20 protein-coding genes and 2 pseudogenes are annotated in these 22,690 nt (G+C 44.2%); 2 read left to right on the top strand and 20 right to left on the bottom strand.

Going from position 1 to position 22,690, the window contains the following annotated elements; genetic code table 11:
- Window positions 1–18 precede the first annotated feature (18 nt).
- The 15 genes from MHB72_RS03805 to MHB72_RS03735 all read right to left on the bottom strand — a co-directional run bounded on the left by MHB72_RS03805 (window position 19) and on the right by MHB72_RS03735 (window position 17,273).
- Window positions 19–1,170: a YhfX family PLP-dependent enzyme gene (locus MHB72_RS03805; protein WP_026578931.1), complete on the bottom strand. Its 1,152-nt coding sequence runs from the start codon at window positions 1,168–1,170 to the stop codon at window positions 19–21.
- On the bottom strand, window positions 1,170–2,396 hold the full coding sequence (locus MHB72_RS03800) for a phosphopentomutase (RefSeq protein ID WP_216921222.1): 1,227 nt from the start codon (window positions 2,394–2,396) through the stop codon (window positions 1,170–1,172). Before MHB72_RS03800 ends, MHB72_RS03805 begins: the two co-directional genes overlap by 1 nt.
- Window positions 2,389–3,537: an aminotransferase class V-fold PLP-dependent enzyme gene (locus tag MHB72_RS03795; RefSeq protein ID WP_020450460.1), complete on the bottom strand. Its 1,149-nt coding sequence runs from the start codon at window positions 3,535–3,537 to the stop codon at window positions 2,389–2,391. The genes MHB72_RS03800 and MHB72_RS03795 overlap by 8 nt, the downstream gene beginning before the upstream one ends.
- Window positions 3,534–4,418, bottom strand: coding sequence for a phosphotriesterase family protein (locus tag MHB72_RS03790; protein ID WP_020450459.1), 885 nt, complete (start codon window positions 4,416–4,418; stop codon window positions 3,534–3,536). Before MHB72_RS03790 ends, MHB72_RS03795 begins: the two co-directional genes overlap by 4 nt.
- 26 nt (window positions 4,419–4,444) lie before the next feature.
- A complete protein-coding gene (locus tag MHB72_RS03785; RefSeq protein WP_025810329.1) occupies window positions 4,445–5,746 on the bottom strand; it encodes a YhfT family protein in 1,302 nt (433 codons plus the stop codon).
- A gap of 145 nt (window positions 5,747–5,891) precedes the next feature.
- Entirely contained in the window at window positions 5,892–6,251 is a 360-nt protein-coding gene (locus tag MHB72_RS03780) for a DUF2620 domain-containing protein (RefSeq protein ID WP_020450457.1), read from the bottom strand.
- 12 nt (window positions 6,252–6,263) lie between these two features.
- Window positions 6,264–6,629: a PRD domain-containing protein gene (locus tag MHB72_RS03775; protein ID WP_020450456.1), complete on the bottom strand. Its 366-nt coding sequence runs from the start codon at window positions 6,627–6,629 to the stop codon at window positions 6,264–6,266.
- Window positions 6,630–6,724: 95 nt separating this feature from the next.
- Entirely contained in the window at window positions 6,725–7,651 is a 927-nt protein-coding gene (gene yhfZ, locus MHB72_RS03770; protein WP_020450455.1) for a GntR family transcriptional regulator YhfZ, read from the bottom strand.
- 193 nt (window positions 7,652–7,844) lie between these two features.
- The gene (locus tag MHB72_RS03765; RefSeq protein WP_023855598.1) at window positions 7,845–9,035 is read right to left on the bottom strand and encodes a CamS family sex pheromone protein; all 1,191 of its coding nucleotides are present in this window, start codon (window positions 9,033–9,035) and stop codon (window positions 7,845–7,847) included.
- Between the two features lie 15 nt (window positions 9,036–9,050).
- The gene (ligA, locus tag MHB72_RS03760; RefSeq protein WP_023855597.1) at window positions 9,051–11,054 is read right to left on the bottom strand and encodes an NAD-dependent DNA ligase LigA; all 2,004 of its coding nucleotides are present in this window, start codon (window positions 11,052–11,054) and stop codon (window positions 9,051–9,053) included.
- Window positions 11,055–11,088: 34 nt separating this feature from the next.
- Window positions 11,089–13,308 (bottom strand): DNA helicase PcrA, encoded by a 2,220-nt coding sequence (gene pcrA / locus MHB72_RS03755; protein WP_025810325.1) that lies wholly within the window; start codon window positions 13,306–13,308, stop codon window positions 11,089–11,091.
- Between the two features lie 59 nt (window positions 13,309–13,367).
- Window positions 13,368–14,054: a heptaprenylglyceryl phosphate synthase gene (locus MHB72_RS03750; protein ID WP_105979214.1), complete on the bottom strand. Its 687-nt coding sequence runs from the start codon at window positions 14,052–14,054 to the stop codon at window positions 13,368–13,370.
- 150 nt (window positions 14,055–14,204) lie between these two features.
- Window positions 14,205–14,516, bottom strand: coding sequence for a YerC/YecD family TrpR-related protein (locus MHB72_RS03745; RefSeq protein ID WP_003179568.1), 312 nt, complete (start codon window positions 14,514–14,516; stop codon window positions 14,205–14,207).
- 2 nt (window positions 14,517–14,518) lie between these two features.
- Window positions 14,519–15,505, bottom strand: a complete 987-nt coding sequence (locus MHB72_RS03740) for a DUF3048 domain-containing protein (RefSeq protein WP_230631828.1) — start codon at window positions 15,503–15,505, stop codon at window positions 14,519–14,521.
- Window positions 15,506–15,533: 28 nt separating this feature from the next.
- The gene (locus MHB72_RS03735) at window positions 15,534–17,273 is read right to left on the bottom strand and encodes an adenine deaminase C-terminal domain-containing protein (protein WP_095292965.1); all 1,740 of its coding nucleotides are present in this window, start codon (window positions 17,271–17,273) and stop codon (window positions 15,534–15,536) included.
- Window positions 17,274–17,398: 125 nt separating this feature from the next.
- Here MHB72_RS03735 and MHB72_RS03730 point away from each other — a divergent pair, with 125 nt between their 5' ends.
- Window positions 17,399–17,629, top strand: a complete 231-nt coding sequence (locus MHB72_RS03730; protein ID WP_020450448.1) for a YgaP family membrane protein — start codon at window positions 17,399–17,401, stop codon at window positions 17,627–17,629.
- A gap of 130 nt (window positions 17,630–17,759) precedes the next feature.
- Here MHB72_RS03730 and MHB72_RS22800 read toward each other — a convergent pair.
- The 4 genes and pseudogenes from MHB72_RS22800 to MHB72_RS03715 all read right to left on the bottom strand — a co-directional run.
- Window positions 17,760–17,880, bottom strand: a pseudogene (locus MHB72_RS22800) (transposase); the annotation flags it as partial.
- A pseudogene (locus MHB72_RS03725) lies at window positions 17,860–18,094 on the bottom strand (transposase); the annotation flags it as partial. The pseudogenes MHB72_RS03725 and MHB72_RS22800, both read right to left, overlap by 21 nt.
- A 102-nt stretch (window positions 18,095–18,196) precedes the next feature.
- Window positions 18,197–18,643 (bottom strand): DUF6376 family protein, encoded by a 447-nt coding sequence (locus MHB72_RS03720; protein ID WP_020450446.1) that lies wholly within the window; start codon window positions 18,641–18,643, stop codon window positions 18,197–18,199.
- Between the two features lie 777 nt (window positions 18,644–19,420).
- A complete protein-coding gene (locus MHB72_RS03715; protein ID WP_216921225.1) occupies window positions 19,421–20,644 on the bottom strand; it encodes a cytochrome P450 in 1,224 nt (407 codons plus the stop codon).
- A 137-nt stretch (window positions 20,645–20,781) separates the two neighbouring features.
- Between MHB72_RS03715 and MHB72_RS03710 the strand changes: the two genes are divergently transcribed.
- Entirely contained in the window at window positions 20,782–21,360 is a 579-nt protein-coding gene (locus MHB72_RS03710; RefSeq protein ID WP_216921228.1) for a TetR/AcrR family transcriptional regulator, read from the top strand.
- A gap of 49 nt (window positions 21,361–21,409) precedes the next feature.
- Here the strand turns inward: MHB72_RS03710 and purD are convergent, their stop codons facing one another.
- Entirely contained in the window at window positions 21,410–22,678 is a 1,269-nt protein-coding gene (gene purD / locus MHB72_RS03705; protein WP_216921231.1) for a phosphoribosylamine--glycine ligase, read from the bottom strand.
- Window positions 22,679–22,690: the final 12 nt, after the last annotated feature.

The raw sequence follows: 22,690 nt of genomic DNA, 5'->3' as shown, positions 1-22,690 counted from the left end.
TCCGCTGATAACGATCATTTACTCGATTACATTTCCTTTAGAATCAAATACACCGATAAGTTCAGGATCTTCAGAAACGTTTTTTAAGATTGCAATATGCGCATTCGTGACAAAGACTTGTGTACGAAAAGCAAATATTGCCGTATCGCCGACTTTTGCTTCAACTGTGTTTAATGCGCCATAATAATCAATATGATCAGGTGTCATTTCAATAGCTTGAACCTTCTTAAGATGATTTTTGTTTGTTCCAACCAGCGCCGCTTTCATATGTGAACGCGGATAGAATCCACCGCCGAAAACATAAGCATGATGATTAGATATGTGGGATACTTCAGTTACATATACCATTGCAGGTCTTTCTGCGAGTTTTTTCGTTGCATGAATGGGCGTCGTTCCAATTAAAGCATGACCGGGTTCGCCTTGAGTTGCACCATTTTCCTTCAACAATTTGATTGTTCCACAAGATGTTGCACTTGGCATATTCATCTCAAGCCTTTTATACCCTCTTTCCATTAAAAAAGATTTTACGGTTTGCATGGATGTTACATTCGGAGTAACTGTTGGAAGGCCGTCTTTAATCAATATACAAGGAAAGCTTGTTAAACCTGCAATTTCAATTCCTTCTAACTGTTCAATCGATTCGATATCCTTAACGATTTGTTCAAAAGTGAACCCTCCCTCTTGACCTTTATATATATAATCCTCTTTGTTTGCGATACGTAAAAACACTTTTTGTTTTCTTCCCATTTCCTTAGCTGCTCTACTAATGTTTCGAGCATTTGCAAGACTGAAAACCGTAACATAGTCAGGATGAAGCTTTAATATAGCCGGAATCATATGAATAGGTATTTGAACAAGATGTCCGACATGCCCAATCTTGATTCCATTTTGGCTGAGTGTGATTGCCTCCCACGGGTCTACAGCAACCGCTTTGTCAATTCCGCTTTCGGCGATAGCTTGTGCTACCAACGGATTACGGCCAAATTGCTTTGTCATAAAAAATAGTTCAATATCCTGTTTTCTGGCTTTTTCGCTTAAAACTTTTGTATTTTTCTTGACAGTGTCCAAATCTAATACATAAGTGTTAGGTGAAATGATTCCCCGCTGATGAAAATCCAATGCAGCTTCTATTAATTTTTTATTATATTTTAATGTAGATTCCAAAAACATCAGTCTGTCTCCTCTTTTCCTTTTTGCATTAAATGAAGGAATGAACTGCCGTTTTCAGTATTGCGAAGCCCTAGATAATCAGCAGAAGTTGCAGCAATGTCGGATAGCGTTTTTCTTTCCCCGATATTTGCGGGGGATAACTTTTTGTGATAAGCCAGCAAATACGTTTTTTCCCGTGTGTGTTGGTTATGGCCGATCGTAGGGTCATTCCCGTGATCTGCACTAATCATCAGCAGATCCTGATCTGTCATTTTCCGGAGAATTTCCGGCAAATATTGATCTACCATTTCAATCCGATTCGCATAACGCACAGGATTCTGTGCATGTCCGGCTAAATCGGTTTCTTGTACTGTGGCAGCAATCACTCCTTTTTTGACACGGTCCATCTCCTGTATAATATCCTTCATAACTTGTTCCGTATCTACACCCGGAAACCTATTTGCACCTTTACAATAAATGATGTCCTGCATTTTTCCGATAAGAGAAACTTCCATTCCCCCATTTTTCGCCAATGTTGGCAACTGCTTCTCGGGAGAGATACCAAAACCTAAGTGACGGACTTGATACCCTTGCTTGTATACATTAGATTTAGGCGAATTCACTCCTACTAATCCGTCTTCTCTTCTTTCAACTGACCTCTGCAAGTGTTCGGGTGTTACATTTTCTCCTCCAAGAACAATCACACGATTTACTTTAACATGATGACGGACACATCTTCCTATTTTCAACACTTCATCAAACGGAATATAATCCAGCGGAGCGCTTACATTATAAATTTGCCCGTAATCTGTTTCGATATTATCGGCCACGACTACTAAATCGTTTACTAATAGATACGGCAAATCTGAATTTGGTATGTTAACTTTATAACCCTGATCTTCCAAAGCGAGTTTAACATGATTGATATGTTCTGCAAAAGGAGCTAAATATGTCTTTTTTGGCTTTGTCCCCATGATTTCATTATGCCCTTCAAAACTGTCTGCTCCTTGATGCATCAGGTTCAAAACACCATAGCTGGCAATATGGTCTACATTTTTCAATTTAGGATGGTGCAAGATTTTGTTTATACCCAATTTTTCGAGATTTGGAATGTTTAAAGAAGGCACCGTATCAAGTATGTGATAGAAAGTATTAGCGCCAACGTCTAAAGGGTGATAATCGCTTGCATCTGCCATATAACCGACACCTAAGCTGTCTAATATTATGATAATGACTCTTTTATTCATTTATATCATCCCCTATTGAAGGATTTACACTAAGATTTTCTGTTGCTCGGTGAACGGATATGTTTAGAATTCTTAAAATGGTCTCAGGACCGCTTCTTAATGGATTAATGCGGATCATTTTTTTGGCCAGTGATGGATCTGCAGATAAAAAAGTGCCAGACACTCTATAAAACATTGGTGCAAACTCGTATTTTGATTCAGCACCTACCGGATGGGGTGCCGCTCCCAATTCATTAGCATGATGGAGCACTTTTTCGGCAATTGGTTTAACAAACTCTACAAGTAAGACTTTTGATTGTGCATTTGCCAAATAAGCCTTTTTAACACCTTTAATGGCTCCATTATTAAGCGAGTGAACTAACTGATCATTGACACTTGCTTGAATTGCCAGCATAACTGGCGCATATACCAGGCCCCTTAAAGCTTCTAAAGCTTCATAACCTTGAACTTGGCTTCCGCCTGAATAGTTTAAATTTTCTATTCTTTGTATTAAATCATTTTTGCCTAAAATGACTCCAATACCTTCCGGACCTAGTAGCTTGAACAATGAAAAGGTGGACAAATCGGCTTTGACTTGCGCTCCAACCTTTTCCGCTTTCATCGCAGCATAGTTGTCATCCGTAATAATGACTAGACTAGAATGAATGGAACGAATTTTTTTTATCGTTTCAGCCAAATCATAATGGTCATCTATTTTTTGCCTCGTATGCTGAATCAATACACCTTTTAACTTCGGGTGTTTGAGGATGGCTTTTTTTATTTGTTCAGAATCGTGAAAATCCGCGTATATTGGCAAGACCCCCATCGACTCTAACGTTGTTTTACTTGTTGGATATATAGGTGCATCATGGACAAGGATCTCGTCACCTGGCTTTAAAAAACTCATAAAACCAAATCTCAATGCCCCTGTTCCTGCACCACGAACTAACATTGCTTTCTCTGTGCCAAAGAAATCGGCTAGTGTCTCTTCTATTTTTTTTGTGAACCGCGGTTTATTCATTCCTTTTACAACGCCTAAATCGCCAAGTGAAAGCAATTCCTCTCCTCGAAAATGTCTTGTGATGACATCAACCAACTTAAATTGTCTATGCATGGCTTCTTCAATAGATAGACTATATAGAGGATAAGTTTCCATGCTCATTCACTCTCCCCTTTCATAAAAGCGCGAGGATTTTTAATCAACATCTTATCAATTGATTCATCAGTTATTCCATAGGTTTGCAAGAGAGGGATAAACGTGTCTATCAAATATGAATAGCCCACCCCGCCTTTATATACCAAATGTGATTTTCTGGTGATGTCCATAGACAGCAGAACCTTGTCTATATACCCTTTAGCCTGTATCTTTTTCAACATTTCTGCCCGAACACGATCAGGCATATAATTTTCTTTACCTATTGTATCGAATTCTACATACACACCTTCTCTCAGCATTTTCAATATATAATCGGCATCTCCTGATAAATCAACATGCCCTATCACCACTCGGTTTAAATCAACTTCATGTTTTTTGAAAAATTCTACTTGTTCATGCCCTAATGTTCCTATGGAAGTATGGGTTGATATTGGTTTTTTTGTTTGCTTATGCGCCACAACAACCGCTTCAAATACTTTTTGTTCGGTTTCCGTCCATTTATTGTAACTTGTTCCAATTTCACCGATCAGCTCGGCTTTAGCATCTGTTCCTCTAATTCCTTCAACAATCTCCATTACCATTCTTTCTGCCAACTTTTCTTTTGGTTCGCGAAACACATGGATCGGGTAAAAAGTATCTTGGTAGAAACCAGTTGAAAAGACAATATTAATGCCTGTTTCTTCTGCTACTTTTTGAACGTATGTAATATTTCTCCCCATTCCAATATTCGTGACATCCACAATATTGCGTACGCCCTTTTCGTATAAACTTTTAAATTCTCTAACGGTTTCAGAAAATACATCCAACTTACAATCCTCATTGTTTTTTACTTCGGAAAGGTCTATCGTTGTATGTTCATGCATATAGGTCATTCCGTCTTTCAACATTCGGAAACTTCCCCTCTTTCGATGATTTAGCCAACCTGCCATAAACCGACTGCATAGAGAAGATTGGCAACAATCCCCAACAATATAACTGCAATAGGGCCGACAGCCAATTCAACAAGTGGTTTTGATGCAATTCGGTTTATTAAATAAAATCCAATCACCCAGAAGAAGCCAATACCGGGAGCAATTTTTTCCCCTGCCATCGCACTGCCAATTAATATAGCCATTCCTAGAACATCTGACAGCGAAGTGCGAATATGCTCCCCCATCTCCCTTACACCAGGCAGTTTGTCCATACTTTTTGATACTGCGGATAATGATACGACCTCTAAATACATGACTAAAAAGCCCAACAGAAATGCTAAAATCGGTATATCCCTGAAAATAAGACCGATTGCAAATACCAAAGTGGTACCAGCTAAACCATAAACTCCTGTTACGATCGCAGTTGAAAAAACTAAAGGGATGAAGCCAATTCCACGTGCAAATGTAGCGATTGCCGCCTCTGTGTAAAGCTCTTTATTAATCAATGCTTGAGGCATTGCATCCACTGCTAAAATCAGCATGGATGATGTTAAAGAAACAAGTCCTCCCATAAGAGCTAATAACCAGCGGTTTTTTTTAATTCGATTTACACGCTCATTAAATATATTCACTAAATTTGCATTAGTAGATTCATCTCCGCCTCTAATTCTCGCAGCATAATAAATCATCATTAACATTCCTGCTAATAAAGCCATTCCTTCAGGACTGAGCGAAATTTTATATCCTGCAGCTTGAAATGTTCCAAACTTCTCGAATAAGAGATAAGAAGCCAAAGTGACGATTGCAGTGACGGCGGCTTTTTTTAAACCGTGCTGATATCCAACCGCTACAGCTGGAAATACTGTAAATGCAATAATAATAGGCTGACCAATAAGACTTAAAGAATCTATAAAATTTACGGGAAACATGCCAAATAAATCTACTACAAATTGCAGTCCTAAAACGATTCCAATACTATAAACGGCTCCAATAACCCCTGCAGTTACCATGCCTATTTTGTTTTCCGGAGTCCAAATGCCAATAATGTCACACGCCAATAAAATGCTGTGTCCAATAATGATTGTTGCTCCTATTGAAAGCGGAATACCAAACCCTATGATTAAGCCAAAACTTAATGCAAAACTTGTTGCAGCAAGCTCCCCTCTTGTCATTCTCCCCTCAAGGTATTCAGGCATAATCGGTCGCAAACCATCATTAAACACTGCTACTCCGCGATTTACTAGTATAGAACCTAATGCACCAACAGCCGCTATGACAAGACATTGAATTAAAGAAAGGTCCATTCATTATTCACCTCTATGATTTTTCTCATCTTCTGTACATCATGTCATCCGTGCTTCTTAAATCATCCAGGAAAGCGCTTTCTTTAATTGAAAAAAATGTATACAGTTGAAGCCGGTGTAACAAAATATAAAGAAAAAAGTTCATTTATTTTAATAAATAAGGAATTAAAATGTTTAATATATTTTGTGAAGACGAAGCTGTAAAACCAAAGGCAATTTTGCCGCTTTCTACTTCCTTCTCGATCTCTTCCTTGTTTTTTATGGTACTTGGCGAAGCCAAGGTGACGCATTTATCTTTACCTAATAATGCGATTGCCATTGCAAGCGCACCACCGGATCCTGTTTCACAGGCGCCAATATAATAATCTACCTTATTGTTTTTCACAGCCATAACAGCGTCCAAATCACCTTTAACCAAAACTTCTACATTGCTTCCCCCAATTTCTTTAACAAGTTTTTCAATCGCTTGTTTTTTCAACTGTCCGCCTATTACGATTCTCACCATAATAAAACCCTCCTATTCATTAGATTCTATGACTTTATGAAGATGAAGATAAAAATAGACACGCTCACCTTCTGGAAGTTCTAAACCTGCCAATGAATGTATAAAATCTATCACTTCTTCTATAGCATTTTTATATGGTGTTTCGTACACTTCATTGATGATGGCAATTGCAGGACTTTCTTCGCTTTCTCCCCTCTCAATTCTAGTTAAAGCCATCGCCATGTGCGTCCAAAACATTTCAGAGTCTTTGATCACCTCCTTTTTCAGCTTTTTTGATAAGAAAACAAATGTGTTCAAAGTTGTGTTGAAAGCATTTTTTGTAATCACTCGACTCGTTAGTAAAATAGACAACTTTTCTTCCAGCTGTATTTGGTTCACGACAGTCCCTCCAATATACTGTATTTAGTATTTTAAATTTCAAATGCTGACCCATCGCCTCATGTATTGAATGACAAGTCGGATGGGCCGGCATTTTAGTAGCGCGGTATTTTCTCTCCTTTTTCTACACTTTTTTGAGTGTCTAATATTTGTTTCTCATTAACCAAATGCCACTTTTCTGCTATTTCTTTTTCTCTGTCTCCTTCAATAACAATAACGGCTTCAGTTGTATCCTTGGAAATTTTCTTGGCTTTCGGTGAAAAAAAATCGATTGCTTTAAACGTTTGAATCATTCTTTTGTCATCGGCATTCCAAACTGCTGCATCAATTTGTTTTGAAAGAAGCATATCGAAAAGCTGCATATAATTCACATTGACAAACTCTGCATTTTTATTTTCAAATTCAGCCAATGTTAATTGTTTCTGATCCAGGGACTCCAAATCAACACCTACTCTTACGACATCCTTACCTATTTCCTCATCTGGATGAGCTAAGAAGATTTTATGGGAAGATACATAACTGCTTTCCCCGAATTTCTTAAAAATTTTCAAATTTGGATATTCTGCTATGATATGATCTGCCGTCATCTTAGAAACAATTGCAAAATCACTTCTTTTTGTTCGGACTGCTTCAATTCGATTCACTCCGCCACGCATATAGATCAAGTTAACTGTTTTTCCGGTTGATTCAAACCCTTCCACAATCCCTGTTGCCAGCCCTTCATATTTCCTTGAATACGGAAGTGGCATTGAGCCGATTAATGGTGCAATACCTGCAATCTCAAGTAATAAATTGTTATCCTTACTTACCAAAAACGTTCCTAAATGGCCTCTAGCCTCCAAATGAATCGCTTTCATATCAACCAATAAATTCAGCGCACTTTGGACAGTCCCCCTGCCGATGGATAACTTATGACAGTAGTCTGAGATGCGGGGAATTTTTTCACCTGCTTTGATATTCATCAATTCTTTAGCAATATTTTTAGCAGCCAAACCATTTTTAGAGTAAAATTTTTCCCACATCATTCATCTTCCTCAAAACAATATACTATATTCTGTATAATCAATTATAAGAGTTGTATCCTAATTTTGCAATAGTATTTTATTCAGAATACTATAAAAAAATATTTTGTTGGCGCACCGTGAATGAATGATAGGTCTCCTTATTCCTGTTTCCGCGTGACAAAAAGAAGCAGCCGAGAAGGCTGCTTCTTTTTTATGAATCATAAATATGAACAGTCGGTTCCTTGTCTCCCGGCTTTTTCAGGATAACGGCTTCCTGCCCGGCTGACGAATTAATGTTGATCTCAACGTTCAGTCCGCTTTTGCCGTAGTAATCCATTACTTCACCGGTCAAGAACTGGGTAAAGGCGATGACTTCGCTTTTGCCGTAAAACTGCATCGGGATGTTGATTTTCATGTCCTGCATTTGGTCGTCTTTATAGAGAGCCGTGCCGACAACCCCTGTGTAGTTTGGAAAATACGTATCGACTTTGTTTTTAAAGCGTTTGAAGAGCTCCGCGTCATCCGGATGTTTCTCTGAACCTTCTGTTGAAGGGAAGAACGTGTACTCTTCATTGATTTTATCCCAGCCGCCGAGCTCGCTTGTCCCTGATTTCACATCGGTTTTGGCGATAAAGTTTCCAGGGACGATCGATGACTTAGGCGCCTGCTTGTAGAGCATGATGGTCAGCGGAATGTTTTTCAAATCATCCATGTTTCTGATCCGTTTCGCCACTTCCTCGGCGATTTTTTCGCCTTCCTGCCTCAGCTTTTTGTCGCTGATGGTCACTTCTTTTTGCGGGTCGCCGACATTTTCGCGGTAGTAGTAGACAGAGTTCAGCGCAAGGCCGATCACGACGCCGCCGAGCTCAATCGTATCCTTGTCTTTGCGGACGAGGTAGTCATGCTCAAGCATATGGGCGAGGTATACCGGGCTTTCTTCGTTTTGCTTCTCTGTTGACCCGCTCCCGGAAAGGGCGGGGTTCAGTCCGAGGTTTTTGAAGTTTTTATCGTCTTTCTCCGCTTTTTTCAGGTCGTCTCCCGTTTTTTTGCGGGCGAGCCAGCTCGTAACTGTATCCTCATCCAGGTATTGTCCTTCTTGAAAAAGGTAATCGTCAGTAGAAAATGAATCTTGCGCAAGGCGCATCATGCCTGTCTCAAATTCATCGATATCCAGCCGCGTATTCAGGCGTTCGGTCGTCAAGCCGCGGGCTTTCCCCGCCTTGAAAGGAAGAACCATTTTATAATAAGAATCGGAGATGTTGTATTTCGGAATGATGGCTTTTTCTTTCGACTTATCCGTTTTCTGCACCATCTCCTGCTCTTCTTCTCCCCCAAAATTCGGCGCACAGGCTGAGAGCATGAGCATACCCGCAGCAGCCGCCAAACATAATATCTTTTTCAATAGAAAACACTCCTCTTATTTCTTTAGCTCACTGATCAGTCTTGCTTCATCCCATACTTCGATGTTCAGCTCTTCAGCTTTCGCCAGTTTGCTGCCTGCCGCTTCGCCGGCAATGACGAGATCGGTTTTTTTGCTTACACTGCCTGTGATTTTTCCGCCGAGCGCTTCGATTTCCGCTTTCGCGTCGTTCCGCGACATTTCGTTGAGCTTCCCGGTCAGGACGATCGTTTTTCCCGCAAAATACGAATCGCTCGCTTCAGCGGCCGCTTTTTTCGGGCCTTTATACTCGGTGTTCACCCCGAGTTCTTCAAGCTCGTCCAACAGCTTTAAAATCTCTTCTTTTTCAAAATAAGTGACGAGGGCGTCCGCCATCTTCTCGCCGATTTCATCGACTTCGACCAATTCTTCTTTTGTCGCTTTTTTGAGTCTGTCAAGCGTTTCAAAATGCATCGCCAGTGTCTTGGCCGCTTTGGCGCCGATGAAGCGGATGCCGAGTCCGAAGAGAAGCCGTTCCAATGAATTCTCCTTCGATTTTTCAATCGACTTCAATAAGTTGTCGGTCGATTTTTCCCCCATCCGCTCGAGATTGATCAGCTGCTCGCGCGTCAGCTTATACAGATCGGCGACATTGTGGACGAGGTCTTCGCGGAACAGCTGGGTGATGACGCGCTCGCCAAGACCGTCTATATTCATCGCGTTCCGGGAAACGAAATGGATCAGGCCTTCCCTGATCTGAGCCGGGCACTCCGGATTGATGCAGCGAAGCGCGACTTCTCCTTCAATTCTGACAAGCTCGCTTCCGCATTCCGGGCATTCCTTCGGCATGTTGAATTCTTTCTCTTCTCCCGTCCTCTGTTCGACGAGCACGTTGACAACCTCGGGAATGATGTCTCCTGCTTTTTTAATAACGACTTTGTCCAGCAGTCTGATATCCTTCTCTTTAATCAAATCTTCGTTGTGGAGAGAGGCTCTTTGGACGGTCGTTCCCGCCACTTTTACAGGTTCGAGAATCGCAGTCGGGGTTACTGCACCCGTCCGGCCGACGCTTAATTCAATGTCCAAAAGCGTTGTGACAACCTCTTCGGCAGGAAACTTGTAGGCGATTGCCCAGCGCGGGCTTTTTGCCGTAAAGCCGAGTTCTTCCTGCTGATCAAGGGAGTTGACTTTAATGACGATCCCGTCGATTTCATACGGGAGGTCGGCGCGTTTTGTCTTGAGCTCTTCGACGATCTCAATGACTTCTTCGATCGTGCTGCATTTTTTTCTTTCATGATTGGTTTTAAAGCCGAGTTCGTCGAGGAAATCAAGTCCCTGGCTTTGCGTTTCAACGCCCATTTCGTCAAGCTCCGCTATACTGTAGACGAAGATATCGAGATTTCGTTTCGCGGCGATTTTCGGATCGAGCTGCCTTAATGAGCCGGCAGCGGCGTTCCGCGGGTTGGCGAACGGCTCTTCATCCCGTTCGAGCCGCGTTTTGTTCAGCAATTCAAAGGAGCGCTTCGGCATAAAAGCCTCGCCGCGTACTTCAATTGAAAGATCGCGCTTCATTCGGAGGGGAATGTTTCTGATGGTCTTCAAATTTTCCGTAATATCCTCGCCCGTTGTTCCGTCGCCTCTTGTCGCACCTCTGACAAATACGCCGTTTTCATAGCGCAGTGAAACAGCAAGACCGTCTATTTTAAATTCGACGTTGTACTCAACATCTCCGACCGCCTGGCGGACGCGGCGGTCAAAGTCGCGCAGATCTTCTTCATTAAACGCGTTGCCGAGGCTCAGCATCGGCGTTTTATGCTGCACTTTTTGAAAGGCGTCCAAAACGGCTCCGCCGACGCGCTGAGAAGGAGAGTCCGGCGTTTTCAGGTCGGGGTGCTCTTCTTCAAGAGCAATAAGTTCCTTCATCAGCTTGTCATATTCGGAATCAGGCACGCTTGGGTCGTCAAGGGTGTGATATTCGTAGTTGTATTTGTTAATCAATGCATGCAGTTGTTCCACACGGCGTTTAGCTGCTTCTTTTTCCATTGGTTTCGTCCTTTCATTTCAGGTCTTTTGCCATTTATTGCTTTTCAATAGGCGCAAAGGCCGCGAGAAGACGCTTCACTCCGGTCGGGCTCGGGAAGGCGATGTCAAGCTCAGTCGATTCGCCGGATCCTTTGACGCTGACAACGGTTCCGACGCCCCACTTTTTATGGGAGGCTTTGTCGCCGACTGCCCAATTGACACCGTCGCCGCCGGTTTTGCTGTACGATGCAGCCGGCCGGGTAACCGGGCCTCTCCGCTCCGGCTTTCTTCCAAACGGCGTTTTCAGATCTTTTTTCTTCTCGTTTAGATTGTCCAATAATTCTTCCGGTATTTCCGCAATGAACCTTGATTCCGGGTTCATATTCGTTCTCCCGAACAATGTCCGCATCCGCGCGTTAGTTAAATAAAGCTCTTCCTCAGCCCTCGTGATGCCGACGTATGCGAGTCTCCGTTCTTCTTCCATCTCCGCTTCCTCCATCAGGGAGCGGCTGTGCGGGAATACCCCTTCTTCAAGCCCCATCAGGAACACGACCGGGAATTCGAGTCCTTTTGCGGCATGAAGCGTCATCAAGATGACCGCGTCTTGATTTCCGGTCTCTTCTTCCTTCTGATCAAGCTGATCGATATCGGCGATAAGGGCCAAATCCGTCAAAAAGGCGACGAGCGATTTATCTTCGCTTTGCTGTTCAAAGTTTTTCGTTACGGAGAGAAACTCGTCGATATTTTCAAGACGGCTCTGCGCTTCCAGGGATTTTTCCGCTTTCAGCATTTCGCGGTATTCGGTTTTTTCAAGAATTTCTTCCGTAAGCTCTGTGACAGATAAGTATTCCTGCATGTTCGTCAGGTTTTCGATCGTCTGTCTGAACTCGTCAAGCGCGTTCGCCGCTCTTGCGCTGAGGCCGATAAAGTCAACCTGTCCGAGCGCTTCAAATAAAGACATTCCGTTCATATCGGCATAAGCCGCAATTTTATCGACTGAAGTCGCACCAACGCCGCGCTTCGGCACGTTTACGATCCGCGCAAAGCTGATATCGTCGTCAGGATTTGCGACGAGGCGCAAATACGCAAGGATGTCTTTGATCTCTTTCCTGTCATAGAACTTCGTGCCGCCGACAATGTTGTAGTTGATGTTCGCTTTCATCAGCGTTTCCTCGATGACACGCGATTGAGCGTTCGTCCGGTACAAAATCGCGATATCAGAGAAAGATCGTTTTCCCGAGCCGACGAGCTCCCTGATTTTGCCCGCGACAAATTGGCCTTCGCCAAATTCGTTGTCGCCTCTGAAGTAGGAGATTTTCGCTCCTTCGTCATTTTCGGTCCAGAGGTTTTTCGGCTTTCTGTTGGAGTTGTTCTGAATCACTTCATTGGCCGCGTTCAATATCCGCTTTGTCGACCTGTAGTTTTGTTCGAGTAGAATGACGCTTGCATTCGGATAGTCTTTTTCAAACGACAGAATGTTGGCAATGTCCGCGCCGCGCCATCTGTAGATCGACTGGTCGGAGTCCCCGACGACGCAGATGTTTTCGAAGCGCTGCGCCATTTTTTTGACGAGCAAATACTGCGCCCTGTTCGTATCCTGATACTCATCGACATGAATGTATTGGAATTTCCGCTGGTAGTATTCGAGCACTTCCGGCACCCGGTCAAACAGGATGATCGTCGTCATGATCAGATCGTCAAAATCGAGCGACTGGTTTTTCCGCAGTTTTTTCTGATAATCTTTGTAGACATCGCTGACGACTTGTTCAAAAAAACCGCCGGCTGTTTTCTCGTACTCTTCCGGGTCGATCAATTCGTTTTTCGCACTGCTGATCGATCCGAGTATGCTTCTGGGATCGAATTTTTTCGGATCGATGTTTCTTTCCTTTAAGATTCCTTTAATGACGGAAAGCTGATCTGACGTATCAAGAATCGAGAAATTCCGGTTGATGCCGATTCTGTCGATGTCTCTCCGCAAAATTCTCACACACATGCTGTGGAACGTCGAAATCCAGATGTCGTCCGCTCCCGGTCCGAGAATGCGTTCCACACGTTCTTTCATTTCTCTGGCCGCTTTGTTCGTAAATGTAATCGCCAAAATGTTCCACGGGGCAACGCGCTTCTCCGCCATTAAATACGCAATGCGGTGCGTCAATACCCGCGTCTTTCCGCTTCCTGCTCCGGCCATGATCAAAAGCGGACCGTCCGTCGTTTTGACCGCTTCCTGCTGCATCTTGTTTAATCCGCTTAATAATTGGTCGCTAATGTAATTCAATTCCGTTCACCGCCTATTCAAACATATGTTCTATTATAAACCAATCCGGTTCGTTGTGCTCATCCTTTTACGGCCTTTACCGTTTGCAGCGCATCTTCGAAATTCTCATAAATCGCGTTTCCGACGACGATCACATCGGCGTGCTCAGCCATTTTTACCGCCGTCTCCGCATCTTTGATGCCGCCGCCGTAAAACAGCGTCGTTTCCTGAAGCACCGCTTTTGTTTCCTTAACGATCTCCGAATCCCCCAGCATGCCGCTGTATTCAAGATAAAAGACCGGAAGGCGGAAAAGATGTTCTGCCACGCGGGCGTATGCTTTAATATCCTCAATGTCAAGCTCGGTATCTGCGTTTGTTAAAGCGGCAGCCTTGCAGTCCTGATTCAAAATACAGTACCCTTCAACAACAATCTCATCAGGTGACATCAGCTCGCCGTATTCTTTCATCGCCTTTTTATGTAAGCCGGCAATCCAGTCGGTATCTCTGCTGTTGAGCACAGTCGGAATAAAATAGAGATCAAATCCCGGGACGATCGCGTCAATCGTCGACACTTCCAGGACGCACGGCACTAAAAAGCGGCGCACTTTTGACATCAGCCGAAGGACATCATCTTCTGTGACATGATCGCTTCCGCCGATCAAAACCGCGTCTGTTCCAGATTCGCACAGCTGTTCAAGCTGATCATCCGTAATATCTTTATTCGGATCGAGTTTAAAGACATGCTTCCACTCGGTAATATCGTACATGAAAAAAGCTCCTCCATTCGTTCTTACCATTTAAATATTATAACAAATTCAGCCCCTTTCGAAAAACGGATAACGAATAAACGATAAACGTGCAGAAAGCACAAAAAAACCGCCGATGCTCAGTACCCTGAGCCAGGCGGTTTCATGACATCATGAAGATGATTCAGATTGATTTGCTTTGACGCGGTCCAGCGCCATGATATAAGCGTCATTTCCGTAGTTCAGGCAGCGTTTCACCCTGGAAATGGTCGCGGTGCTCGCTCCGGTTTCCGTCTCAATTTTGTGATACGTGTTACCGTCGCGCAGCATTCTGGCTACTTCGAGCCGCTGAGCCAATGACTGAATTTCATTTATTGTGCATAAATCATCGAAAAAACGATAGCATTCTTCGAGATCTTTTAGTGATAGTATGGATTGAAAAAGCTGGTCCAGCTCTCTCCCGCGCAATTTATCGATCTGCATCTTTACACACCTTCTCCTTTGCTAATAGAAACCTTGCTGAGATCGGGAACGATATTGATCCACGTTTTTCCCGGCACAAACGGAACGGTCTTGCCGTCCGTCTTCGGTATGATCCGGCCGTTTTCGTTCTTCCAGCTGATCCGATGGACTTCCCCGTTTTGCAAAAGGAGTCCTTTTCCGCCTGAACGAAGGTCAATATCCCTTCTCCCGTACGCATCTTTCATATGATGTTCGGCTTCCGCTATTAGAATGTTTTGAAGAACAACCGGTTCTTCTGTTTCAAGGTCTGTTGTCAAAATACCGTCTGACTTTCTCACATAGCCTTCAACCTTTTTATCATAACCATATTCGACACGGTTTGTAACGGATTTTGTTCCGTAATCTAACCGTATAGAATAAAGCGCATCCGAAGGTTTGTCAGGGCTTGCTTTAAAAGTGAGCGGTTCTGTGCGGGTTTCGATGGCATATCCTTTGTCATCTGCTGCTTGCTTTACATTTTTATATGACGTGTACGAATTATGCGGCGCTTCCCGAAAATCGGCCCTCCAAAACAGGCTGCCGTCGTAATCCATCCCATTGATATGATCGGCGTCGCCGTTCAACAGGCGGCTTTTTGCACCCGGACTCCAGCCGTGATGCACCAAGAGGCTGTCAAAACCGAGAGCCAAATCAATGAAATACTCCCGGGCGCTGCGGACTGGGCCAACCGCTTCAGGCATGTCGCTTTGATAGATCGCCAACAATCGTGTGATCGGTCCTTCACTGAGAGCTTCAATGACAATGTCAGCCTTGCTTAATCCCGACTGCGGCCGTGCTTTTGAATGATTGTTCACCACAACGGCAATGGGCCGCTGCCGAATATCTCCGTCCGCCTTCAATCCTGTCAGCGGATGAATGTTCTTTTCCTTTTCCTGCTGTTCCTGCGACTGGCACGATGCAAGCAGTAAAAGAGAAGCAAAACAAAGCAGTACTCTTACATATCGATTCACCATAGATTAGCTCCCGCTCTTTTATATTTTAACGCATTATCGATGGAAAGAGTACAGTTTTTTTCATCACATCAAAGATCCCTTTCGGCGTCACCCTGATATAAGGCAGATGAGTGCTTTGCAAAAAGAGCAGGGTGTAGATCGGGTCGTCAAACGTATAGCCTCTTTCAAACAAAAGCTCTTTTAACGTCTTTTCCCTTTCAAGCACCTTTTCATACATCTCATTTGATGCGCCGCCGCTTAAATGAAGAGGAATTTCGTGCAGGATTTTTCCGTTTTCCGCTAATACGATACCTCCCCCGATTTCTTTCATCCGCTTGAAGGCCAAAAGCATGTCTTCCTTGTTTTTGCCGACCGCGATAATATCTCCAGTTGTCGAATAGGAGCTGACGAACCCTTGGACGCGGGTTGCAAAGCCTTTCAGCATCGTATTGACACGCCATTTTCCATATTTGTCGAACAGCGAGAGATAGCTTTCATCATGGTCAAAAGAAAGCTGGTTGACAGAGTTGTCAATCTCAATCGTATAAGGCTCCATAATCACGGAATTCCTCATTTTTAAGCCGAGCGGCATGGAAAACTGCAAGTCATCCATCGTTAGATCATATGAAAGGTTCAGAGGGACAAGACCCCCTTTTTGCCAATCCGGAACTGTAAACGCATTCATATTTACGCCGCCTGATTTGATCAGCCGCCCTTTTGCCAAAACTGTCTCCGGATTCGGTTCATCAGGGCTATTCAAAATGTTGAGCGTTGCGTATCTGCCCGGTGCCACCACACCGAGGATATCCTCCATATGATAATACTTAGCGATATTAAACGAAGCCATATTATAGGCATCGATCAGCGGCACGCCCTCTTCGATGGCAATTTCAATCAGCTTGTTTGTCATGCCTTCTTTATAAAAGTTCGGCGTTGCACCGTCCGTTGTATAAAACATATGGTCATAATGGTGAAAGCCGTCTTCGTGCAGCTCGCGCAAAATCTTTCGCAAATCAGGACGGATGGAAGACTGCCTCAAGCCGACATGGTATCCAAGTTCAAGCCGCTTCAGCACTTCCTTTCCAGTCATGGCTTCATGATCTGCGTCAGCGCCGAAAAGCTTCATCTTCGTGAGCGTTTTTTCCGATGCCCCCGGAAAATGACCCTCGATCCGCTTTCTCCTTCTTTTCGTGCACTGCATGCAATGAAGGAGCAGATCATCGCCGTCCAAGAGGCGCGGCCAGCCTGTCATTTCTCCTCCCTGGATGACGTCCGGGTGTTCTCCCCAACGTTTTCGGTAATCGATCGATAAAATTTGATCTTCATTCAACACTTCAGTCTGCAAATCATACCTTGACCACCAATAGTAGTGGACAGGCTGTTTTTTCAGTTCTTCCAATATAGAAAACGCTTTCTTTTTTCCGCAATGCAAAAGCAGAAACAAGTTGTCATTTACGAATGTCGTCGTTCCAAACTGTGACACATATTCAGCCAAAGTTTGGGGATTATAAATTTGAAAAGGATGGACATGCGGCTCAATATACCCGGGTACAATGTATTTTCCTTCACAATCTATTGTAGTTTTAACAGCCGTCTTCGGCAAGTCACGGCCGACGTAAACGATTCTGTCATGATGAATCCATACGTTTGCCAGAATCCATTGCTTTACATACGGGTTCAGTACAGAGGCATTTCGTAAAAGGAGCGTTGGCTGCAGCCTTGAACTTACAACATCAACTTGCGATCTGATGTGTTTGTTTTTCCAAATTAAGGTGCGTTCGGACATTCACATACTCTCCTTTACATGTAATGATCCTATGTTAACACATTTACTATCGTCACGCATTACCAATCCGTTACAATTTTTCGAAAAAACACTTTATTTAATTATTTAAATAGGAGGAATGAAGCATGAAGCAAAACATCGGACTGTTTGACGCCGTTTTTCGCATTGCCTGCGGACTGACGATCCTGTCGGCGGCAGCGGCAAAGTTTACGAGAAAACCGTGGTGCAGAATGACGCTTTTCTGCATGTTTATGGGGGCGATGAAGGCCGCTTCCGGCATCTTGCGATTTTGTCCCATGACATATGTTTGCCAAACTTATATGAAGCAGCAGGGAGAAGCTGGCGAACAATCGTAAAAAGCACCTTTTATAGGTGATTTCAGACCGTTGACAAAATAGGTCGGATTTCTAAGGTCCTACCTATTTTTTGTCCAGTTTATTTTGTTTTTTCGATGAAAAGGACGGCGGTTAGGGCCTTTCCATGTCCATTCATCTCAGCGAAAACAAGCATCGCCTGCATGGACAATTTTTTCTTTCCCCACAGGGTTGTCCAGCGCAGGCCATGCTTGTGTTTTAAATCTGCAAAAAACCCGTTCGATGGTTTCGCGCATGGAGCGATGCCCAAACACGTATTGAATCAGAACCATTTTGATCAATACAACGGGATCAATGCTTGGACGTCCTTTTGAAGAATAAAGAAGGGCGACCTGAAAAATCCATGGCTTCTTCCATCTTCCTGACCAGATGATCTTCAGGGACAAGTTCGCTTAAGGCAACGACTTCAAGCTGTTCACGTTGATCTTTTGAGTGCTTGGACAACATAACCTAGATTCCACTCACATTTTTTTAAAAAAGCTTGTCGATGAAGACACTTTTTATGCTTTGTCGACAAGCTGAAAGCATCCCAAACCGGGATGCTTTTTTCTATTCGGTCAATTTTTCAATCTGGCCCATCACATCGCTGATCTGCTGAGCGCTTTGCACCAATTCTGACTGCTCCAGCTTCTCGACTGTTAATTTTCCTTCCTCAACACTTTTCAAAACATCCTCAGCGCTTTTTTGCAGTGTTTCATTATGCTTCTCGATGGTGTTATGAATCTCGGCTGCGGCATCGGGAGGGGTTAATTCATTAAAATCGGCTGCAGCCTGCTGGATAGACTCAAGCTGAGTTTCCAGCTTTTCTTTTGCACCCGTGTCGTTTACAGCCTGTTCAGCCAAGGAAGGCGCCTCCTCCGCAAATGTCTTCACTTCTTGGATATAGCCGGCCGCTTCATTTGTATAGTTCAATCCGTCATTCACCTGATCAAGCATTCCGCATCCGCCTGCACCTAAAAGGCCCATTCCGGCAAGAACTATAAGAATTCTTTTCATTGTTTGCCTCCTTATCGTTTCTTTTTCATTTTTTCTTTCAAAATCGGAATTAATTTTTCTTTGGCCAAAGGCAGACCTTTCTTCACCAATTCACGCTTCAGCCATTTCCCGAGCTTAGACACGGTCAGTCTCCTTTCCCTTTTGATAAAAATGAAAAAACTCCACCGATTTGGTGAAGTGGATAAACAAAAAGACCTTCACCAAATCAGATTTGGCAAAGGTCTCGCTAACAATTAGATTGCCAGCAAAGCCGAGGATCTAGGACATCCCGTAATGACGACTTTACTGTGACAGCTACTCCCCTTTGGAGTATTCATTTTTATTACTTTCATTTTAAGGCACAAGGCTTATCCAGTCAAATTCCTGCTGGCCGGCTTATGAAAGAAATGCCCTGTCCGTAAAAAAACACCTTCTTGGGAATGAAAGTGGCAGATTGTTGACGAAATCTAAAACGGTTTAAAGTTTTAGGATTTCGTCATCTTTTATAGGGGCTTTTTTTATATTGAATGATGTCATTTTTGCAAATGCTCTCTTATACAATCTTCACATAAAATCAAGCCGTTGCTCTCCAGAAACCTTTTGACATGGGTGATTCCTGATAATCCGACGGGCTTGTCTATGTAATAAAATGTCTCGTCTTTTGATATTTGTTTTTTACACCTTTTGCAGGTTACATGACTCATATGTTATCTCCTTTCCTATCACTGTCTAAATAAAATTGGTTGTACGATTTTTCTATCGATAACAAAAAAGCACCTTTCACGGGTGCTTTTTTAATTAGTTAGGCGCCGTTTCCCCCGCTGATTTCACCCGCAGACGGAATTGTTTCAAGCCGTACATGCTGCTGTCCGCCATCGGCGCGATCGCAAGCTTTTCCATCGAAGAATACTGCTTGAGGAGCGCCTCAAGAGCGATCGCCGCTTCCAGCCTCGCGAGCGGAGCGCCTAAGCAGAAATGGATGCCGTGGCCAAATCCGATATGCGGGTTCGGATGACGGTGAATATCAAATTCGTGCGCCCTCTCAAATTTCGCTTCATCACGGTTGGCAGAAGCAAGAAAAGCGACGACGCCTTCTCCTTTTTTCAAACTTACTCCTCTGATCTCGGTATCCTGTTTAACGAAGCGCACGATCATCGGCGCAGGCGCCCGGAAACGGACGGCTTCCTCGACGGCCTGCGGAATCAGTTCAGGATGCCTGGCGAGCTCGTCATACGCACCCGGTGTTTCGAGAATGCTGTAGACCGCATTTGAAATCAAATTGGTCGTCGTTTCATTCCCCGCCATCAAGAGCAGGTTGCAAAACGGAACCAATTCATCAGGGGAAAGCTTGTCCCCTTCTTGTTCGGCTTTGATCAAGAGCGAAATCAAGTCATTGCCGAGGTTTTGTCTTTTCTCTTCGATCATCTTTTCAAAAAACGCGGTCAGCTCTTCTTCGCCTTGATCCCTGATGTTTTTCCACTCGTTCACATCTTCTTGCCGGTCGCTCTTCGGCAGGCTGACCAACACGTCGGACCATTCTTTGAAATGGTGCTTATACACTGAAGGAACGCCGAGTAATTCCGAAATAACGATGACGGGCAACGGATATGAAAAATTCTGTACAAGGTCGATCTCTTCCCTGCCGCGGATTTGAACGAGCAGTTCATTCGTCAGTTCGCGAATGCGCGGCTCCCACTCTTTCATGACACGCGGAGTAAAAGCCTTGTTGACGATCGATCTGATTCTCGTGTGTTTCGGCGGATCCATGCTGATCAACGTTTTTGCAAACGTATTACCGGTTCCAAGCTGATGGAACTGATTTGAAAAAAAGTCTTTGTCGCTGATCACTCTTTTGACATCGTCATAACGGAACACACTCCACACCTTGCTGTCTTCATCATAGTGAATCGGTGATTCGGTGCGCATTTTTTCATACCATGGAAACGGATCATACGGGTCTTGTCTGTTCTTTCCGTTAAGCAGCGCTTTCTGAATAGGGTTCTGCTGTTTTGTTTGACTCATTCGCTTTCACTCCTTCGGTTCTTGTCAGCTGATTCATGAAGTTCAATATGTTAGTTTAAAATTAAAAGAACCCACCGGATCATTCAACCAACAAGTGGAAAAGAAGTGTCGAAAAAGTGTTTGAGGAGGCGGCTGAAGTGGCTGACAGCTACCGCGGGGACAAGCGGATTACAAAATCGAAAACAAGTTTAAAAAAAGCCTTGTTTGAACTGCTGGCTGAAAAAGAATGGGGAAAAATCTCTGTACAGGATATTACGCAACGGGCAAACTTGAATCGAACGACATTTTATCAGCATTATCAAGATAAATACGATTTGCTTCATCAAAATATGAGAGACATGTTTGAAGCGATGAAAGAGGATATTTTTTCGCCGCTTGATATAGATTGCAGCGGGGAAAAGCCTGAAGCGTACTGGTATGTGCTGCGCTTTTATCAGCATTTACAACAGAACTGCGATGATTTTGCGATTATCATCAACAGAAGATATGAGCTGAACATTAAGGAGCTGCTCAATGACTTTTGGAATGACAGCTTTTTGACGGGAATCAAAAAAACGGCAGCTGCCGATACTAACCGCTCAGTGCCTCTTGATATCCAGCGGCGATTTGTGATTTCCGCCTTTGCGGGCACAGCCGCATGGTGGCTTGAAAACGACATGCCTTATCCGCCCGAATTGATGGCTGAATCGTTGATTAAAATGATCCAAAAAAATTGACGGCAAAAAAAGAGACAAAACGGGTGCTCCCGCTCTGTCTCTTCACCGGTTATTTCTGCGCTGCCTTGAGCGCACGCGCGCCGATATCCGTCCGGTAAAACAGCCCCGGTTTTCTTACTCGTTCCACCGCTTGATAGGCTGCTTCCCTGGCCGCTTCAAACGTCTCGGCAAACGCCGTGACATTGGCGACGCGGCCGCCGTTTGTCACAAACTGACCGCCACTTTTTTTCGTGCCTGCGTGAAAGACGACGGTCTGTTCCATATCAGGCTCAAGCGTGCCGATCGGCGTGCCTTTTTCATAGCTTTCCGGATAGCCGTCAGATGCTAGAACAACGGTGACTGCCGCCGTATCCTTCCACTTCAGCTCCACTTCTTTGTCGGCGAGGAGGTCAAGCAAGACTTGTACAAGGTCTGATTCAAGACGCGGCAGTACGACCTGGGTTTCCGGATCTCCGAATCTCGCGTTGAATTCGATCACTTTTGTTCCTTTTTCGGTTAGCATTAAGCCCGCATACAAGACTCCCGTAAACGAACGGCCTTCTTTAACCATCGCTTCGGCCGCCGGCTCCAAAATCGTTTTAACGGCGTCTTCAACGACCGCATCCGAAATCTGCGGCACCGGGGAATATGCGCCCATTCCCCCTGTATTCGGGCCTTTGTCTCCGTCAAATGCCCGCTTGTGATCTTGCGCGATCACCATCGGATACACTTTTTCACCTTTGACAAAAGCCATCAGCGAAAATTCTTCACCGCTCAAAAATTCCTCGATAACGACAGAGGCGCTTGCATTGCCGAACTTTTCATCTTCTAAAAAGTCATGCAGACACTGAACCGCATCTTCGGCTGTCATCGCGACTGTGACGCCTTTTCCAGCGGCAAGCCCGTCAGCTTTGATGACGATCGGAGCGCCTTTTTCCTCAACATACGCCTTTGCTTTTTCAAAAGATGTAAACGTTTCGTATTCTGCTGTCGGTATTTGATATTTTTTCATCAGAGCTTTGGCAAACTGCTTGCTTCCTTCAATCACCGCTGCTTTTTTCGACGGACCGAACACCGGAAGGCCCGCTTCTTCAAATGCATCCACAAGCCCTTCGATTAGAGGGACCTCAGGACCGACAATCGTCAGTCCGATATTGTTTTCTTTTGCGAAAGCGAGAAGCCCTTCGTGATTGCCTTCGTCAAGATCAACGAGTACGGCGGTCCCGGCCATTCCGTCATTGCCGGGCGCCGCATATACAGTTCCGACAAGAGGGCTTTGCGCCGCTTTCCAGGCGAGCGTGTGCTCCCTGCCGCCTCTGCCGATAATCAATACGTTCACGCTGGTCACTCC

It is taken from the genome of Bacillus sp. FSL K6-1284 (assembly GCF_038002625.1).
Taxonomy (GTDB): domain Bacteria; phylum Bacillota; class Bacilli; order Bacillales; family Bacillaceae; genus Bacillus; species Bacillus paralicheniformis.
This window is presented reverse-complemented; position numbering and strand designations above follow the sequence as displayed.

Coding starts and splice junctions, on each gene's coding strand:
- MHB72_RS03790 (WP_020450459.1), bottom strand. CDS start 4,418: ATGTTGAAAGACGGAATGACCTATATGCATGAACATACAACGATAGAC.
- MHB72_RS03750 (WP_105979214.1), bottom strand. CDS start 14,054: ATGTACGATATTACCGAGTGGAAGCATGTCTTTAAACTCGATCCGAAT.
- MHB72_RS03745 (WP_003179568.1), bottom strand. CDS start 14,516: ATGCAGATCGATAAATTGCGCGGGAGAGAGCTGGACCAGCTTTTTCAA.
- MHB72_RS03720 (WP_020450446.1), bottom strand. CDS start 18,643: ATGAAAAGAATTCTTATAGTTCTTGCCGGAATGGGCCTTTTAGGTGCA.
- MHB72_RS03785 (WP_025810329.1), bottom strand. CDS start 5,746: ATGGACCTTTCTTTAATTCAATGTCTTGTCATAGCGGCTGTTGGTGCA.
- MHB72_RS03730 (WP_020450448.1), top strand. CDS start 17,399: ATGAAGCAAAACATCGGACTGTTTGACGCCGTTTTTCGCATTGCCTGC.
- MHB72_RS03805 (WP_026578931.1), bottom strand. CDS start 1,170: ATGTTTTTGGAATCTACATTAAAATATAATAAAAAATTAATAGAAGCT.
- yhfZ (WP_020450455.1), bottom strand. CDS start 7,651: ATGTGGGAAAAATTTTACTCTAAAAATGGTTTGGCTGCTAAAAATATT.
- MHB72_RS03715 (WP_216921225.1), bottom strand. CDS start 20,644: ATGAGTCAAACAAAACAGCAGAACCCTATTCAGAAAGCGCTGCTTAAC.
- MHB72_RS03800 (WP_216921222.1), bottom strand. CDS start 2,396: ATGAATAAAAGAGTCATTATCATAATATTAGACAGCTTAGGTGTCGGT.
- MHB72_RS03795 (WP_020450460.1), bottom strand. CDS start 3,537: ATGAGCATGGAAACTTATCCTCTATATAGTCTATCTATTGAAGAAGCC.
- MHB72_RS03735 (WP_095292965.1), bottom strand. CDS start 17,273: ATGTCCGAACGCACCTTAATTTGGAAAAACAAACACATCAGATCGCAA.
- ligA (WP_023855597.1), bottom strand. CDS start 11,054: ATGGAAAAAGAAGCAGCTAAACGCCGTGTGGAACAACTGCATGCATTG.
- MHB72_RS03780 (WP_020450457.1), bottom strand. CDS start 6,251: ATGGTGAGAATCGTAATAGGCGGACAGTTGAAAAAACAAGCGATTGAA.